Here is a 16,244-nt window from a genome sequence, read left to right as displayed (position 1 = left end):
CCGGTTACGGCCCCGCCGCCGAGGCCGCGGTCGCGGCCATGCTCTCGGCCGACCCGCTCGACGCGCTGCCCGGCAAGATGCCCGCGCTGCCCGAGTGGACGGAGATCGCGATCCTGACACCGATCCACCTGCGCGGCGACGCGGGCGCGCTGCCGGCCGGAGCGGTCCGCCATGTGATGACGATGCTGGCGATCTCCAGGCCGGGTGATCCGTACGCCGGTCTCGCCCTGGTCAAGGAGGCCTGCGACGGCCGCAGCCTCGCGGACTTCGGCTGGGCGCTGTTCCAGCGCTGGCAGGCGGCCGGCTACCCGTCCACGGAGAGCTGGGTGATGGACGCGCTGGGACTGCTCGGCGACGACGAGACCGTCCGGCGGCTGACGCCGCTGATCAGGACCTGGCCCGGAGAGGGCGGGCACTCGCGCGCGGTCGCGGGTCTGGACCTGCTGGCCGCCATCGGCTCCGAGGTCGCGTTGATGCACCTGCACGGCATCGCGGAGAAGGTCAAGTTCAGCGGGCTGAAGAACCGGGCCAGGCAGAAGATGGACGAGGTCGCCGCGCAGCTCGGCCTCAGGCCGCAGGAGCTGGCCGACCGGCTGGTGCCGGACTTCGGACTGTCCGCCGACGGCAGCCTGACCCTCGACTACGGCCGCAGGCAGTTCGTCGTCGGCTTCGACGAGCAGCTCAAGCCGTACGTGGCCGACGCCGCGGGCAAGCGGCTGAAGAACCTTCCCAAACCGGGGGCGAACGACGATCCGGAGCTCGCGCCCTCCGCCTACCGGCGGTTCGCCGGGCTGAAGAAGGACGTGCGCGCCGTGGCCGCGGACAACATCCGCCGGCTGGAGCAGGCCATGGTGAACCGGCGCCGCTGGAGCGGTGCGGACTTCAAGCGGCTGTTCGCCGGCCACCCGCTGCTCTGGCACATCGTGCGGCGGCTGGTGTGGGGGCTCTACGACCCCTCGGGCCGGCTCACGGGCACCCTGCGGGTGGCCGAGGACCGCAGTTTCGCCGATGTCGAGGACGACACGCTGACGTTGCCCGACGAGGCCGTCATAGGGGTGGCGCACCCGCTGGAGCTGGGGGAGCGGCAGGCCGCGTGGGCTGAGGTGTTCGCCGACTACGAGATCCTGCAGCCGTTCCCGCAACTGGGCAGGGACACGTATGACCTGGACGAGACGCTGCTGGCCGAGATCAGCGCCGCCAGAGTCCCCACCGGCGCGGTGATCGGCCTGGAACGGCGTGGCTGGCGGCGAGGCGCGCCGCAGGACGCCGGTATCCAGTTCTGGATCGAGCGGGACGTGCCCGCAGGCGGGACCATCACGATCGGTCTCATTCCGGGCATCGCGATCGGCTACCACGACTTCGCCGACGAGCAGACCCTGGCGGGGGTCGACCTCGTCGGCCTCGATCCCATCACCGTCTCCGAGATCCTGCGGGACCTGCGGGAGATCACCCGATGAACGAGCGCATCCAGCGGCCCCCGGCCGAGATCCGCTACGCCGGCGAGCTCGCCCGGCTGCGGGAGTACGACACCGACGACCGGCCGCCCGGCTGGGCGCTGAGCCTGCTGGCCGCCCGCCGCTTCGTCCTCGGGGACGAGAAGCTGGGCATCACCCGCAAGTTCGTCGGCGATCCTTCCCTGATCGACCGATCCCTGGTGGCGCTCGCGACCGACCGCGGGCTGATGCTGGTGGGTGAGCCCGGCACGGCGAAGTCGCTGCTGTCCGAGCTGCTCGCCGCGGCGGTGAGCGGAACCTCGACGCTCACCGTCCAGGGCGGAGCGGCCACCACGGAAGACCAGATCAAATACTCGTGGAACTACGCGCTGCTGGTCGCCGAGGGCCCGTCCACCCGGTCGCTGGTGGCCGCTCCGCTGCTGCGCGGCATGGCCGAGGGCAAGGTGGTGCGCTTCGAGGAGATCACCCGGTGCCCGCTGGAGGTGCAGGACTGCCTGCTGTCTCCGCTGTCGGACCGGGTGCTCGCCGTACCGGAGCTGAGCGGTCCTGAGGAGATGGTGTACGCCCAGGAGGGGTTCACCGTCATCGCCACCGCCAACACCCGCGACCGCGGCGTCAACGAGATGAGCGCCGCGCTCAAGCGCCGGTTCAACTTCGAGACCGTCTTCCCGATCGCCGACTTCGACACCGAACTGCTGCTGGTGGAGGCGGAGGCCGCCGCGCTGCTGAAACGCTCAGGCGTCGGCGCGCCGCCGCGGCGCGACGTGCTGGAGGTCCTGGTCACCGCGTTCAGGGAGCTGCGCGAGGGGCATACCGCGCGCGGTGACGCCACCGACCGGCTGTCAGGGGTGATGAGCACCGCCGAGGCCGTCTCGGTCGCGCACGCCGTCGGGCTGCGCGGCTGGTTCCTGCGCCGCGAGCCCGGCAGCGCCGCCGACCTGGTCACGTGCCTGGCCGGCACGGCGGCCAAGGACAACCCGGAGGACCTGGCGAAACTGCGCCGATATCTGGAGCAGCGGCGGCGGCACGGCGACCAGTGGAAGGCCCTGTACGAGGCCCGTCACCTGCTGCCGGGCTGACGATGACACTCACGTTCCTCGGCGTGCGGCACCACAGCCCCGCCTGCGCCCGGCTGGTCGCCGACACCATCGCTTCCGTACGGCCCGCGTACGTACTGGTCGAGGGCCCGGCGGAGATGAACCACAGGATGGATGAGCTCCTGCTGGGCCATGAGCTGCCGATCGCGGTCTACACCAGCTACCGGGATCCGGAACGCCGGCACGGTTCATGGACGCCGCTGTGCGACTACTCCCCGGAGTGGACGGCGCTGACCGCGGGCCGTGCCGTCGGCTCCGAGCTGCGCTTCATCGACCTGCCCGGCTGGCATCCCGCGCTGGCCGAGGTCCGCAACCGTTACGCCGACGCCGAGGCCCGCTACAAGGAGGTGACCGGGCGGCTGTGCCGTACCTTCGCCGTGGACAACGTGGACGCGTTGTGGGACCACCTGTTCGAGATCGAGCCGGCCGACGGACTGGCTGAACGGCTGGCCGCCTACTTCGACCTGGTGCGCGGCGACACGCGGACCGGGGCGGACGACATGGCGCGCGAGGCGTACATGGCGCAGTGGATCCGGGCCGCCGTCGCCGACGCGGGCGACAGGCCGGTGGTCGTGGTGACGGGCGGCTTCCACCGCCCCGCGTTGATCCGGCTGGCCGGACAGGGCGACCGGAGCTGGCCGGAGGTGCCGCAGCCGCCCGCGGGCGCGGCCGTCGGCAGTTACCTGGTCCCGTACTCGTTCCGGCGGCTGGACGCCTTCGACGGCTACCAGTCGGGTATGCCGTCGCCGGGCTACTACCAGCACCTGTGGGAATCCGGGCCCGCCGACGCCGCCCGCCGGCTCACCGAGGCGGTGACGGTCCGGCTGCGCGCGCGGCGTCAGCCGGTGTCCACCGCCGACCTGATCGCCGCTCGGGCCACCGCGGACGGGATCGCGCTGATGCGCGGCCATCCGCATCCGGCCCGGGTCGATGTGCTGGACGGCCTGGCCTCCGCGCTGGTCAGCGAGGCGATCGAGGTCCCGCTGCCCTGGTCGGCCCGCGGCCCGCTGCAGGCCGGCCACCATCCGGTGGTCGTGGAGATGATCGCGGCCCTCAGCGGCGACCGGGCGGGCCGCCTGCATCACTCGACTCCGTTCCCGCCCCTGGTCCACGCGGTTCTCGCGGTACTGGGCGGCCCGGGTGAGGAACGGCTCGACCTCGGCGAGGAAGCCGGCCGCGAACGCAGCCGGCTGCTGCACCGGCTGCGGGTGCTGCGGATCCCCGGCGTGGCACGCACCTCGGGCCCGCGCGGGGCAGGCGGTAAGGAACTGGTCGAACAATGGGTGCTGACCGACTCCGACGACCGGCTGCCCGCGCTGATCGAGGCCGGTGGCTACGGCGTGGACCCGCAGGAGGCGGCGGCCGCCGCCCTCGCCGAACGGATCAGGGGCGCGGACCTGGACCAGCTGGCCGAGGTGCTGTTCGACGCGGCGCTGTGCGGCATCGGCGAACTGACAGGAAAGGTGCTGGACGACCTGGCGCGGGCCGTCGGCGCGGCGGCCGACCTGGGATCGCTGGGCCGCACCCTCACCATCGCCCTGGCGATGTGGCGCCACGACGACCTGTTCCTCACCAGCGGCAGCACCACCTTGGGCACGGTCATCCAGGCCGTCACCCGCCGGGTGTTGTGGCTGGCCGAAGGCGTGCGCGGCGGCCCAGCACCCGCCGACCTCCAGCGCATCAACGCCATGACCGCCGTCCGCGACGCCCTCCGGCACGCCGGCCCGGCGCTCGGACTGGACACGCCCGCGGCACTGGGCGTCGCGGACCGGCTCGCCGCCTGTCAGGAGGCGCCGCCCGACCTGCGCGGAGCGTCACTGGGGCTGGGATGGTCACTACGCGGTACGGCCGCCGCGGACCCCGCCCGGGCAGTACGCGGCGCATTCGTCCCGGCCTCGGCAGGAGACTGGCTGGCCGGGTTGTTCGCCCTCGCCCGCGAGGAGGTGCTGCACACCGCCGGCATGCTGGAGCTGCTCGACGAGCTGGTCGGAGGGATGACCGATGACGACTTCCTGGTGGCCTTGCCCGCGCTGCGCCAGGCGTTCGGCTACTTCCCGCCCCGCGAACGGCACCACATCGCCACCCGCCTGGTCGAGCGGCGCGCCGGCGGCGCATCCGGATGGGACCTGACGCGGCTGGACGCGGCGCCGGAGCTGGTGGCCGCGGGCAGGGCACTGGACGAGCGGGTCGAGGCGGCACTGCGCAGGGAAGGACTGATCACATGACCGACCCCACCCTGGAACGGTGGCGCCTGCTGCTCGGCGAGCCGGGCGGCGCATGCCTCGGCGGGCGGCAGCTCGGCGCGGAGGCCGCCGCCCGTGACGCGGCCATGGACTGGCTCTACGGCCGCGACGAGGACCTGGTCCGGCGTGGTGTCCGGCGAGGCGGGACGGGCGCATCAACCCTGACCACCTTTGACTGGCTCGACGACATCACCCGGCTGTTCCCCAAGGAGACCGTCGAACGGCTGCAACGCGACGCGGTCGAACGTTACGAGATCCATGACGTGGTGACCGACCCGGCCGTGCTGGCGCGCATCGAACCCAATCCCGCGCTGCTCAAGGCGGTGCTGCGGACCAAGCACCTGATGAACCCGCAGGTGCTGCGGCTGGCCAGGCGCATCGTGGAGCAGGTCGTGCGGGAGCTGATGGACAGACTCGCCACCGAGGTCCGCAGCGCGTTCTCCGGCACCAAGGTGCGACGGCCCGGCGGGATGCGGCTGGCCCGCAACTTCGACATGGCCAGGACCCTGCGCGCCAACCTCGGCCGCTACCAGCCCGAGACCGGCAAGGTGGTGATCGAGACTCCGTTCTTCTTCTCCCGCACCCGCCGTCACCTTGAGCAGTGGCAGGTGATCCTGCTCGTCGACCAGTCAGGGTCGATGGTCGAGTCAGTGATCCACTCGGCGGTCACCGCGGCCTGCCTGTGGGGGCTGCCCGGAGTGCGCACCCATCTGGTCGCCTTCGACACCGACGTGGTGGACCTGACCGCCGACGTCGACGATCCAGTGGAGTTGCTGATGAAGGTCCAGCTCGGCGGCGGCACCGACATCGCCCGCGCGGCGGCCTACGGCGCGGGCCTGGTGGATCGGCCGCGCCGCGCGATCGTGGTGCTGATCTCCGACTTCTACGAGGGCTGTGATCCGGACAGGCTGGTACGCATCGTGCGCGACCTGGTGGCGCAGGGCAGCAAGGTGCTGGGCCTGGCCGCCCTCGACGAGCAGGCCAATCCCGCCTACGACCGGGGGCTGGCGCAGCGCCTGGCCGATGCCGGAGCCTACGTGGGCGCGATGACACCCGGCGAACTGGCCTCCTTCGTGGCGGAGCACGTGGGCCGATGAGGACGGATCTCCTCGCCCTCACGGCGGACTCCCTCGCCGCGCTCACCAACCGCGGTCTGGTGAAACGGGCCGGCAAGGAAGCCGCGCCGGAGCTGCTCATCGACGCCGACGGCACCGTGCACGGCGGCTTCCCCGACGGCCTGACCGCGAGCCTGCCTCCCGGCGGTCTCGACGCGGCCCGCTGCACCTGCGGTGCCACCGGCGTCTGCCGGCACGTCATCGGGGTGATCCTCGCCTACCAGCGCCTGCCCGCTGAGGCCGAACTGGAGCCCGTGCCCTGGTCGCCCGGGCAGGTGACCGACGACGAACTCGCCGCCAGGATCGGCGCCCGCATGATGGCCGCCGCTCGCCGTACGGAAAGGACCGGATTCACCGCGCGGGTCCGCCGCGCGACCTCCGCCGATCCGGTGCCGCAGGTCGAGCTGGCCACCACGACCGTGCGTTTCCTGGTCCCCGGTGACCTCGGGTTCGTCCACACCGACACCGTCGCCGGTAGCCGCGATGACGTCATCGCCCTGGCGGTGTGGGCGTTTCGCGCCGCCGACGAGCTGCACCCCGGCGTCCCCGAGGTGCGGGTCGACGTCGGGGGAGAGGCGGAAGCAGGTACCGGGTCCGGGCTGGAGCGGGCGCTGGGGCTGGCCGGCACGGTCCTGCGCGAGGGTGCGGCGCATCTCGGCCAGGGCCTTGAGGCGGCCGTCGCCGACGTACAGCGTCACCTGGACGCCGCGGGGTTGCGCTGGCCGCTGCTGGCGGTCGGCGACCTCGCCGAGCAACTGGCCTCATACCGGGACCGCAGCGCGCACTACCGTCCCGAGCTGCTCGCGAGCCACATCGCCGAGCTGCACGCCCGGCACCGGGCGGTGAGGCGGCCGCAGGCCACCCTGCGCAGCAGCGTGCTCGGCACCGCCGAGGCCGCCGAGACCCCGTTGCGCAGGGCCCGGCTGGAGAGCCTCGGCTGCCGGATCCGCAGTCTCGGCGACCAGCGGATCGCCGAGGTCTACCTGGCGCACAGCGACAGCGCCATGGTGCTGGTCCTGCGCCGCCAGTGGGACGACGACGGGGCGGCGCCGGCGCGGCGGCGGATCGCCACGTCCACGCTGGCCGCTCTGGCCGCCGGCAACCTGGTCACGGAGTCCGCCGTGCGCAGCGCCAGCCGTACGGTGCGGCTGGCCACCGGGAGGATCTCCAAGACGACGCTCAGCCCGTCACGGGGCGACTGGGGTGAACTGCCGCCGTCCCTGGTCGTGACCGGCTTCGCCGCGCTCAGCCGCGAACTCGACGCCCTCACGCTCCGGCCCGTCCGCCCGCGGGTCGAGGCGGAACTGGTGCGGGTCGTCGCCGTGGCCCGGGTGGCGGCCGTCACCTACGCTCCCGGAGACCAGCGTCTCGACGCCGTCATCGTCGACCGGGCGGGTGACACCGCCACCGTCAGGGCCACCCACACCGGTGCCGCCCCCGGACGCCTCGACTCGCTGGCCGCCGCGCTCGCCGGGGAGGAGGGCGAACTGCGTTTCGTCAGCGGCGTGGTCGGGCGGAGCGCGGGCGGTGTCGTCATCGAACCGGTCGGCCTGTCGGCCGGCGGCCGGGTGATCGTCCCCGACCTGCAGCCGGCGGGTGGCGGCGGCAGGCTCATGGCCGCCGGGAACGACCGGCACGAACCACTGACCGCGGCTCTGATCGGCGCCCGGGGTTTGCTCGCCGAGGTGGCCCACCACGGCTCCGCCCACCTGCCGCCGACCTACGACGCCCGGCTCTCCGCCGCGGCGCGGCGGTTGACCGTGCTCGGCCTGCACCGCGTCGCGCAGGCCGTCACGGCCTTCGCGGCGACGCGTACCCAGGACTCCGACGAGGCGGCCGAGCGGGCCTGGGTCGACGCGTACCTGCGCCTGGAGGTGGCACTGGACCTGAACTGACTCCGGTCACCGCGTCCGACCTGCGGGGTCGCCGGCGGCCTGCCCCACATCGCTCAGTGCGGTGATCGCATCGCCCCCATGAGCGTGGTGACCGGCACACGAGCGAATCCGATGCGAGTGTCGCTCGCCCCGTAGGGCAGCCACACGGCGTCGTCATGCAGCAGGCCGCCGCAGGAGTAGACGACGTTGGGCACGTAGCCTTCGCGCTCGGTCTCACCGGCGGTGAGAAGCGCGCCCGGGAGTTCGGCGATGACGCGCTGCGGCTCGCGGGAGTCGAGCAGCAGGGCGCTCATGGCGTATTCCCGCATGGGGCCGACGCCGTGGATCAGGACGAGCCAGCCGAACCTGGTCTCGATAGGGGATCCGCAGTTGCCCACCTGGATCAGCTCCCAGCCGCGGCGGGGGGAGTGCAGCGGCACCGGCCGTTGCCATCTGTTGTGCCCGTCGAGGGTCGTGAGACCGATGGTCTCCCCGTCGGAACGGCACAGCGCCAGGCTGCGTCCCCCGACCGATCGCGGGAACAGCGCCATGCCCTTGTTGACGGCGGCGGGGCCGCGCATGGGGGTGATCTCGAAATGCCGCAGATCACCGCTTTCGATCAGGTGGGAACGGATGTGCCGCCCGTCGTAAGCGGTGTAGGTCGCGCGATACGACGGCCGGCCGTCCTCGTCGACGACCTGTACGAATCGCGCGTCCTCCATGCCGTTGCTCTCGTCCGCGGTCCCCGGCCAGAGCACCCGCCGGTCAAGGGGGAGATCGGCGGGGAAGGCCACGGCGTAGTCGGAGCGCGTCGTCCGGCGCATCTCTTCCACGGTTCGCTGCGTGGTGGTGCGGGTGAGCAGGTCGGCGGGCAACTGGCCGATCGCCTGCTCGAAGTCGTCGTCGTCGAAGCGTTCCGGCAGGGACTCCAGCACGGTGGCCGTCACCTCGTTGTCCCAGGCGTCGTCGGAGAGCCCCGCGGCGAGCAGGTCGCGCCGATGGTGGGTCCGGTGCCGGCGTCCGACGGACAGGGGCCCGGAGCGCTCGGGGATGACCAGGTCGGAGCCGGGGCCGAGGAGCGCCGTGGTGAAGCCGATGGAGGAGAGGTGCCCCTCGCCGATCTGCCGCAGGCTGATCGCCACGCGGAACTGTCCAGGGCTCAGACCGGACTGGTCGGGATGGGGGACCATCGAAGGGTTGCACACCGCCGCGGCTTCCACGGCGTACTCGTGGCTGAAGTAGGCGCCCACGAGAAGGCGGGCCGGCAGGGAGAGGTCGACGTCGCGCGGGATGCGATGGCGGACCAGGTCGTGGTGATGGGCGAAGGTCGCTTCGAGGTCGTGGTGCCGGCCGCCGAATCGCCGCAGCGTCTCCTGGAGCATTCCGGTCATCTCGCCGTCGTCAAGGAGCATGATGCGATCGATCAGCGCGGCGGCCCTGGTACGGGTGAGCGCGGCGTCCTCGCCGGGCACGAAAAGCTTGATGATCACTCTTCGCGGGTCGGGGGCGAGCGTCGGGCTGAGCCGGGTGGCCAGATCTCCGCCGGTCATGGCAGCCGCGTGGCGTGCTGCATGGTGGAGATCAGCGCGATGGTCGACTCCGCGCCCTGGTTGAGGTTCGGACCGTGCCCGGTCAGGCCGTCGTAGCCGCCGCCGGTCGCCGGATCCCACATCAGGGCATCAGCGTCGTTGACGCCCTGGAACCACGCCACCGACTGCCGTACCTTCTCCTGCCACGCTTGGTCGCCGGTCACGCGGGCGGCGGTGGCGCAGGCGTCGGCGAGTGCGGCCACCTCGATGGGCTGCTGGTCGTAGCGGGATCGCGGCGCGTCCGGACGCCAGCCGGTGACGGGCACGACAGAGAGCCGGCCGTCCCGCGTCTGGATGTCGGACAGCCAGCCGAGCATGCTCAGGCCGGTGGCGAGCAGTTGCCGGTCATCGCTCAGCTCCCCGGCGGCGATGACCACCTCGGCGAGAGCGGCGTTGGCGTAGGTCAGCCGCGGTTGCGGCCACGGCCAGGCGGGGTTCTCCGAGGGAGCTCCGACCGCCTCCGCCGCGTCCATCAGCAGACTGGCGGCCACGGTGCTGTCCGGGCTGGCGCGCAGGACTTCGGCCGCGCCGAGCCCGGCGAAGACCATGGCGCGCAGATGCGGGGAGCGCTGTTCGGCGCCGAGAGTGAAGGCGAGCAGCGCTTCGTCCCGGATCCACGGAGCGGTGGCGCGGGCCGCCGCGGTGCCCAGACCCCACATCGCCCGTCCCCACCAGTCGCCGACGCCTGGCTGGTCGCTCCAGCGCCGGTCGAAGGAGAGCCGGTTGTGGAACGCACCGGAACGGTCCTGAGCGTGCGTGAGGAAGGCCAGGTAACACTCCGCCAGCCGGGTCAGCCGGTGAGCGGGGCGCGGTTCGCGGGTGGCGACGACGAGCCCGCGGCCGACGTCGTCGGTGCAGTAACCGTGCCGGCGGCGGACGAGGGCGTGCCGGGCATGCTCGAACAGGCCGGTGTCGTCGCTCAGCCGGAGCAGGTGCCTGAAGCCGGGAGTGGCGGCGCTCATGGCAGCACGGAGACCGCTGCGGCCGGCCGCTCGGCGACGAGCGAGCGGACGAGGTCGTCGTATCGGGCCGCGACCGCGGGCCACAGCAGGGTCGGAATCAGGGAGCGGGTACGCCTGGTGAGATTGTCGGCCAGCCCGGGTTGCGTGAGGACCCGGCGTATGGCGGAGGCGAGCGCGGCGGGGTCACCTTGTGGAACGAGGAGTCCTGGACCGCTGGTGAGCAGTTCCACCGCGTGCGGGAAGGAGGTGGCGACGACCGGCACGCCCGCGGCCACGGCCTCGATGAGGACACCGGAGGTGACCTGCTCAGCAGAGTCATAGGGCAGGACGACGACGTCTGCCGAGCGGACCAGCCGGCTCAGCGAGTCCTGATCCCGGTAGACAGGGTCGTGCCGGACGGCCGAGGACACCCCGAGTCGGGCGGCGAGCTTGTACAGTCCGTCACGATAAGCCTCGCCCTGCTGCTCCAGGACTTTGGGATGGGTCTTTCCCGCGATCGTGTAGGTCGGCGGCGGGTCGATGCCTCTCAGGAGCGCGAGTGCGCGCAACGCCCACTCGATGCCTTTGCCGGGTCCGAGCAGTCCCCAGGTGAGCAGGTGCGGACGGGAGCGGTGCTGAGCCGGGACCCGCATGTGGTCGGCGGCCCCATGCGGAATGACGGACACCTTGCCGGCATCCACCCGGTAGCCGGCCATCAACCGGTCATGAGCGGTGCCGGTCATGGTCACGATCGCGTCGGCGGCGGCCCCGATCTTCTCCAGCAGGGCCTTCTGCTGGGGAGTGGGCCTGGCCAGGACGGTGTGCAGGACCACGATGCTCGGCACGGTGAGGCAACGCAGCAGCGGTAAGACGTCCTCGCCGTCCGAACCGGGGTAGATGCCGTACTCGTGCTGCACGATGGCCACGTCGAAGTCCTCCAGAGCGGTGGCCGCGGCCTTCCAGCCGCTCGGCTCGCTGGGAGTCCAGGTGTGCACGACCCCGGGCTGCGGCCGTTCGTCGTCGCCTTCCGCGGTGACCCGGACGATGCCGCCGAACACGCCGCCCCTGGTGAGATGGGCGGCCAGGGCGGAGTTGAAGGTCGCGAGCCCGCACTGGGTGGGCGGGTGGGTGCTGAGAAAGCCGTATGCGAGAGCCAAGTGCCATGCCTTTCCATCATTCGGCCGCACCAGAATGGATGCCGATGTGGCTCGTTCGGTGAAGACGGCTACCCCGTCTGCCTGTGCGGTGGAACCCGGAGCCTTCACCCGGGGGCCCGCCCTCATACGGGGGCCCGGCTGTCGCGACCTTCAGCCGATGGCGTGGTCTACGTCCACCGGACCCTATCAGTCGCTAATTTCGTCCTAATATGTCGCGGTAGATGCGTAGGTAACTCGCCACCATCCGATCTGCGCCGAACCTGCGTTCGGCCTGCTTGCGGCAGCCCGCGCGATCGACCGTCGTGATGCGCGTCAGCGCGGTGACCGCCTCGTCGAGGGAGTCCACCAGGAAACCCGTCACTCCCTGGTCCACGACTTCGGCCATGGATCCGCGCCGGTAGGCGACGACGGGTGTGCCGCAGGCCATCGACTCGACCACCGACAGGCCGAAGGGCTCGTCGAACGCGATGGGATGCAGCAGGGCGGCGCCGCTGCCGAGGATCTCGCCGCGTCGTTCGGGTCCCACCGACCCGAGGAAGCTGACCTGCTTCCCGTCGACCTTCGGAGCGACCTCCTTCTCGAAGTACCGCTCGTCCTGGACGATCCCGCAGATGGTCAGCGGCATCCCGGCCCGCCGCGCGATCTCGATGGCCGTGTGCGTCCCCTTGTCGGGATGAATGCGGCCGAAGGCGATCAGCCGCCGGCCACCCACCGGGTCGAAGGGGAACGCGTCGGGATCTATGCCGTGGTGCACGGTGGCGACGTAGTCCAGCTCCGGGGCACGGTCGGCGTCCGAGATGGACACGTAGGCGGATCGGGCATGGGTGTAGGCGGGCAGGATGTTCGTTCCGGAGAATCCGTGAATGGTGGTGAGCAACGGGGCCCGGCAGTGATCGGCGAAGGCCAGTGGCAGCCAGTCGAGGTGGTTGTGGACGAGATCGAACTCACCCGAGCGGCTCAACGCGTGCGCGACATGCATCGCCTCCCACACCCGCCCGTCGAGGGATGGATCGTCGGCGTATCCGCGCGGGCACACTCCGTCCAGCGATCCGGAAGTGACGGAGTCCAGGGTGGCGAACAGCGTCACATCGACGCCGGCGGCGGTGAGTCCCTCGGCGAGCAGGCTCGTGACCTGCTCCCACGGGCCGTAATGGCGCGGCGGCGTACGCCAGGCGACCGGTCCCAGCAGCGCCACCCTCACGAGAGGAAGGTCGGGGTCCGCCGCACAGGAACAGGACCGTCGTCTGACATGGGCGCCATCACTCCTTCGGGTCACGTTCCTTCGCAAGGCTCCGCGAGGATGGCAGCCGGACAACAGCCCGCCTCCGCACGCTCGTTCATCCCGAGCCAACGCCACGGCGGGCCGGACGGAAACAGCCGATTTCTCAAGGAGCCATCACCACAACTGATCACCAGGAGCGTGACCGTCAGCTCGGCGGAGGGCCTATCGCTGGTCTCCGCTGTTCTTTCTGATATGTCGCGCGGTGTGCCGCTCAGCCCAGTGGAGGATGTGGTCGGCGACTCGCTCCCATTGGGGGGCGCCGAGGGCGAAGTGCGGCATGCGGGGGAACTCCTGGTAGTCGGTGACCGCACGGGACTTGCGGTAGCGCCCGTAGGTCTCGCGGACCAGCGAGGTGGGGACGGTGTGGTCGGCGCCACCGGCGATCAACAGCAGCGGGGCGCGGGTGTCGTTGCGCACGTCGATCCTGGTGGCGGCGTGCCGCAGCAGGTTGGCGGTGGCGGCCTGGAACACCGGCCGGCCGGGAGCGGGTACGGCGTAGCGCTGGTAGATCACCTCCGACTCCTGCGCGGTCAGGGTGTTGGTGAACGCGTAGTGGAACTGCTTGGCGCTCAGCGCCACGGTCCTCTTGCGGTTGGCGGGGTTGGCCAGGGCTGGGAGGGCCGAGCGCAGGCTGCTGAGCGGTAGCCGCAGCACGCCCTTGATCGGGGCGGGATGGATCGCGATGCCGGCGACACCGAGGCCGCGGTCCAGCAGGAGTTGGGTGATCAGGCCACCGAAGGAGTGGCCGACGATGATGGGGGGCCGAGCCAGCTCGCGGATGATCGTCTCGTAGAAGTCGGCGACTTCGGTGACGCCCAGGCCGTTCATGACCTCCGGGTTCTTGCGCAGGGCTTCGACCTCGATCTCCATGCCCGGCCAGGCCGGGGCGACCACCTGGTGGCCGAGCCGGGTGTAGCGCTCGATCCAGTGCTCCCAGGCGCGCGGGGTCAGCCACAGCCCGTGGATGAGGACGATGGGAGACTTGGTCTCTGTGCTCTCGGTCATGGGGTCTCTCCTGCGAGATCATCGGTCGGTCGGGTGTGCGGAAGCCGTAGTACGTCTCCACCCCGGGACCAGCGCACCTCACCCGCCCGCGCGGCCATGACGGCCGGGGATCGCCTCGGCGTCACGCGGCAGGTGCCCGTCGAACTCGGATCACGGTGCGCAGTCGGTCGCCACGAGGGCTTGGCGAGGTCAGTGTTGTCGCCCTTCAGCGCACAGGAATACGCAGCCGGAGGAAACGGGCAGTTTGCGCGCAGCTCATCTCCCTGGCTGATAACCGGAGCCTTCAGTGCGAAGTCCGGCTCGGCCTCACAGCGCCGGTGAGGGACTGCGACGCGCCGTCCGGCCCGCTATCACCGCTGGTGATGGGGCTTGCTGGTATTGGATGTTTCCGCTGGCCGGACGATCGCGTTGACTCGTGGGAGAGCCGATCTGACGGACCGTGACGGCATGCTCCACCAGGCCATCATCGCCACCGAACAGGACGACCACACTCCAGCTCCGGAGACATGCCATGAAGGCGATTACCCTAGACAGATACGGTTCCACCGCCGTCCTGAAATTCACTGACATCGACCGTCCGGTGATCGGGGATGACGACGTACGGGTTCGCGCGGCTGGCCTGGACCAGAGCACCCTTCACCTCACCTTCGAGCAGACGGCGGCCGTCGCCGTCTCCGCCCTCCAGGCCCTGTGTGATGCGGGCAAGGTCCGAGCCGGGCAGAAGGTGCTCATCATCGGCGCGGGAGGAGGCGTCGGGACGTTCGCGGTGCAATCGGCCAAGGTCTTCGGAGCCGACGTCACCGGGGTGCGCGACACCGCGAAGACCGACCCGGTCCGATCCATCGGTGCGGACGCCGTCGTCGACTACACGAGCGCGGACTTCGCGGATGGCGAACACCACTACGACCTCATCGTCGACCTCGCGGGGAACCGCTCGCTGCCGCATCTGCGACGTGCCCTCACCCCTCGCGGAACCCTCGTCCTGTGTGGTGGTGAAGGGGGCGGACGGTGGCTCGGCGGTACGGACCGCGGCCCCCGCGCGATCATGCTGTCACCGTTCGTCCGCCAGTAAAGGTGATCAACGTGGCCTTTCTCATCGGCGCTGCGCGCGCCCAGGCCAATCCGCTGAGCGAGGCGTACTTCGTGAGAGCCGCCAGTGTGCTCGACGCACACCGCGCAGGACCCGGGCACGCCTGCATCTCCTGCGCCGCGACCTGGCCGTGCGATCCGGCGCTGGCCGCCGCGTTCATGCTCGAACTGCACACTGACTGAACGCGGGGAACTACGAAAAAGGTGAATGACGTTGAAGGTTCGTCCACCGCGGCAGTCGGACGCGGACTCTGGCGTGGATCAGGCCCTGGCCGGTGTCTTGGCGGTGATCGGCGCCGCCTCCCGCACGTTCACTCTTCAGAACGCGGCGAGCATGGCCTGCCGCGGTGACCGGCAGCGGCTCGTCGTCTGTCTGGACGCGATGACGCCTGGTGAGCTCGCCGAGCTGGCCGCCGCCGCCCGGTTGCTCAGCTCCGAGGCCGGCCAGGCGCTCGCCAGGAGGGAACGATAGCGACCTGTCCCCAAAGTCACGATCAGGACGGGCAGCCGTCGCGGGCGGGCTGTCGGCTCTGTCCGGGCGACGAACCTGAGGTCCCTGGTGTCCTTCGGCGAGAGCCGGCACAACGGTCACCACAGCGAGCCCAGCTGCGCCTGCCACGGCCTCGACCTGTCCAGCGGCCCCTCCTCCGTGGTTCGTACTCCACCTGGCACCTAGAGTGGGGGAGAGGGCATATGGATCGGCGCCGCTCGGTTGGGGAGGGGTGGCGGGCATGGAGTTACGTCAGCTGCGTTATTTCGTGACGCTGGCAGAAGAGTTGCATTTCGGCCGGGCCGCCGCTCGCGAGCACATCGTGCAGTCGGCGCTGAGCCAGCAGATCCAGCGGCTGGAACGCGAGCTGGGCGTGCGACTGCTGGATCGCAGCACCCACCACGTCGATCTGACCCCGGCCGGGGTCGCCTTCCTCGCCGAGGCGCGCCAGATCCTCGATCACGTGGGCCGGGCCGGGCAGGCCGCGCGCAACGCCGTCACCTCATCACCCACCCTGCGTGCCGGCATCATCGACGCCGGCTACGACACCATGCCGCAGATCCTGCGCGCATTCCAGCACAGCCACCCCGACTTCACCATCCACCAGGTCGAAGCCGGCACCCCCGAGCAGTACCGGCAACTGGCCGACGGCCGCCTCGACATCGCCATCGGACCCACCTCCCCCAGCCGCCCACAGGTGGCATCCCAGCTGATCAGGCTCGACCCCCTCGGTGTCCTGGCACCCGACGACCACCGCTTCACCGCCATGGACGGCGTCCCCGTCGCCGCCCTCGCCGAGGAGCTCCTGCTGTTCGGCGAGGAGTCCCAGACGCCCGAGCTCAACCGGTTCGTCGTCGAGCTGTGCCGCTCGGCCGGATTCACCCCCACCCTCTACGGGGGCACCGTCG

At 71.1% G+C, this 16,244-nt stretch carries 14 protein-coding genes; 9 read left to right on the top strand and 5 right to left on the bottom strand.

From position 1 onward, the window contains the following. The 5 genes from ACFPZ3_RS68010 to ACFPZ3_RS67990 form a co-directional block, all read left to right on the top strand. Nucleotides 1–1,457, top strand: a 1,457-nt coding sequence (locus ACFPZ3_RS68010) for a DUF4132 domain-containing protein (RefSeq protein WP_379524963.1), incomplete at its 5' end; no start/stop codon positions are given. Further along, nucleotides 1,454–2,533, top strand: a complete 1,080-nt coding sequence (locus tag ACFPZ3_RS68005; RefSeq protein WP_379524962.1) for an ATP-binding protein — start codon at nt 1,454–1,456, stop codon at nt 2,531–2,533. The genes ACFPZ3_RS68010 and ACFPZ3_RS68005, both read left to right, overlap by 4 nt. 2 nt (nt 2,534–2,535) lie before the next feature. Continuing rightward, nucleotides 2,536–4,776, top strand: a complete 2,241-nt coding sequence (locus ACFPZ3_RS68000; protein ID WP_379524961.1) for a DUF5682 family protein — start codon at nt 2,536–2,538, stop codon at nt 4,774–4,776. Next, entirely contained in the window at nt 4,773–5,891 is a 1,119-nt protein-coding gene (locus tag ACFPZ3_RS67995; RefSeq protein ID WP_379524960.1) for a VWA domain-containing protein, read from the top strand. Before ACFPZ3_RS68000 ends, ACFPZ3_RS67995 begins: the two co-directional genes overlap by 4 nt. Further along, the gene (locus ACFPZ3_RS67990) at nt 5,888–7,804 is read left to right on the top strand and encodes a hypothetical protein (protein WP_379524959.1); all 1,917 of its coding nucleotides are present in this window, start codon (nt 5,888–5,890) and stop codon (nt 7,802–7,804) included. Before ACFPZ3_RS67995 ends, ACFPZ3_RS67990 begins: the two co-directional genes overlap by 4 nt. A gap of 53 nt (nt 7,805–7,857) precedes the next feature. Here ACFPZ3_RS67990 and ACFPZ3_RS67985 read toward each other — a convergent pair whose 3' ends face one another. The 5 genes from ACFPZ3_RS67985 to ACFPZ3_RS67965 form a co-directional block, all read right to left on the bottom strand. Further along, a complete protein-coding gene (locus ACFPZ3_RS67985; RefSeq protein ID WP_379524958.1) occupies nt 7,858–9,333 on the bottom strand; it encodes a glycoside hydrolase family 130 protein in 1,476 nt (491 codons plus the stop codon). Then, the gene (locus ACFPZ3_RS67980) at nt 9,330–10,334 is read right to left on the bottom strand and encodes a glycosyltransferase (protein ID WP_379524957.1); all 1,005 of its coding nucleotides are present in this window, start codon (nt 10,332–10,334) and stop codon (nt 9,330–9,332) included. The genes ACFPZ3_RS67985 and ACFPZ3_RS67980 overlap by 4 nt, the downstream gene beginning before the upstream one ends. Further along, on the bottom strand, nt 10,331–11,470 hold the full coding sequence (locus tag ACFPZ3_RS67975) for a glycosyltransferase (protein ID WP_379524956.1): 1,140 nt from the start codon (nt 11,468–11,470) through the stop codon (nt 10,331–10,333). The genes ACFPZ3_RS67980 and ACFPZ3_RS67975 overlap by 4 nt, the downstream gene beginning before the upstream one ends. Before the next feature lie 193 nt (nt 11,471–11,663). Further along, nucleotides 11,664–12,671, bottom strand: a complete 1,008-nt coding sequence (locus tag ACFPZ3_RS67970; RefSeq protein WP_379524955.1) for a glycosyltransferase family 4 protein — start codon at nt 12,669–12,671, stop codon at nt 11,664–11,666. A 243-nt stretch (nt 12,672–12,914) separates the two neighbouring features. Then, complete coding sequence (locus ACFPZ3_RS67965; protein ID WP_379524954.1) at nt 12,915–13,757, bottom strand: alpha/beta hydrolase; 843 nt, start codon at nt 13,755–13,757, stop codon at nt 12,915–12,917. Between the two features lie 580 nt (nt 13,758–14,337). Here ACFPZ3_RS67965 and ACFPZ3_RS67960 point away from each other — a divergent pair. From ACFPZ3_RS67960 to ACFPZ3_RS67945, 4 genes are all read left to right on the top strand, one after another. After that, nucleotides 14,338–14,829, top strand: coding sequence for a zinc-binding dehydrogenase (locus ACFPZ3_RS67960; protein WP_379524953.1), 492 nt, complete (start codon nt 14,338–14,340; stop codon nt 14,827–14,829). An 11-nt stretch (nt 14,830–14,840) separates the two neighbouring features. After that, nucleotides 14,841–15,029 carry a hypothetical protein gene (locus ACFPZ3_RS67955; protein ID WP_379524952.1) on the top strand — a complete coding sequence of 63 codons (189 nt, stop codon included), beginning with the start codon at nt 14,841–14,843 and terminating at the stop codon, nt 15,027–15,029. A gap of 73 nt (nt 15,030–15,102) precedes the next feature. Beyond that, nucleotides 15,103–15,318 (top strand): hypothetical protein, encoded by a 216-nt coding sequence (locus ACFPZ3_RS67950; protein ID WP_379524951.1) that lies wholly within the window; start codon nt 15,103–15,105, stop codon nt 15,316–15,318. 259 nt (nt 15,319–15,577) lie between these two features. Continuing rightward, nucleotides 15,578–16,244, top strand: a 667-nt coding sequence (locus tag ACFPZ3_RS67945) for a LysR family transcriptional regulator (protein WP_379524950.1), incomplete at its 3' end; no start/stop codon positions are given.

Source organism: Nonomuraea insulae, assembly GCF_042656245.1.
The sequence above is the reverse complement of the archived record's forward strand: the minus strand, read 5'-3'. Positions and strand labels throughout refer to the sequence as shown.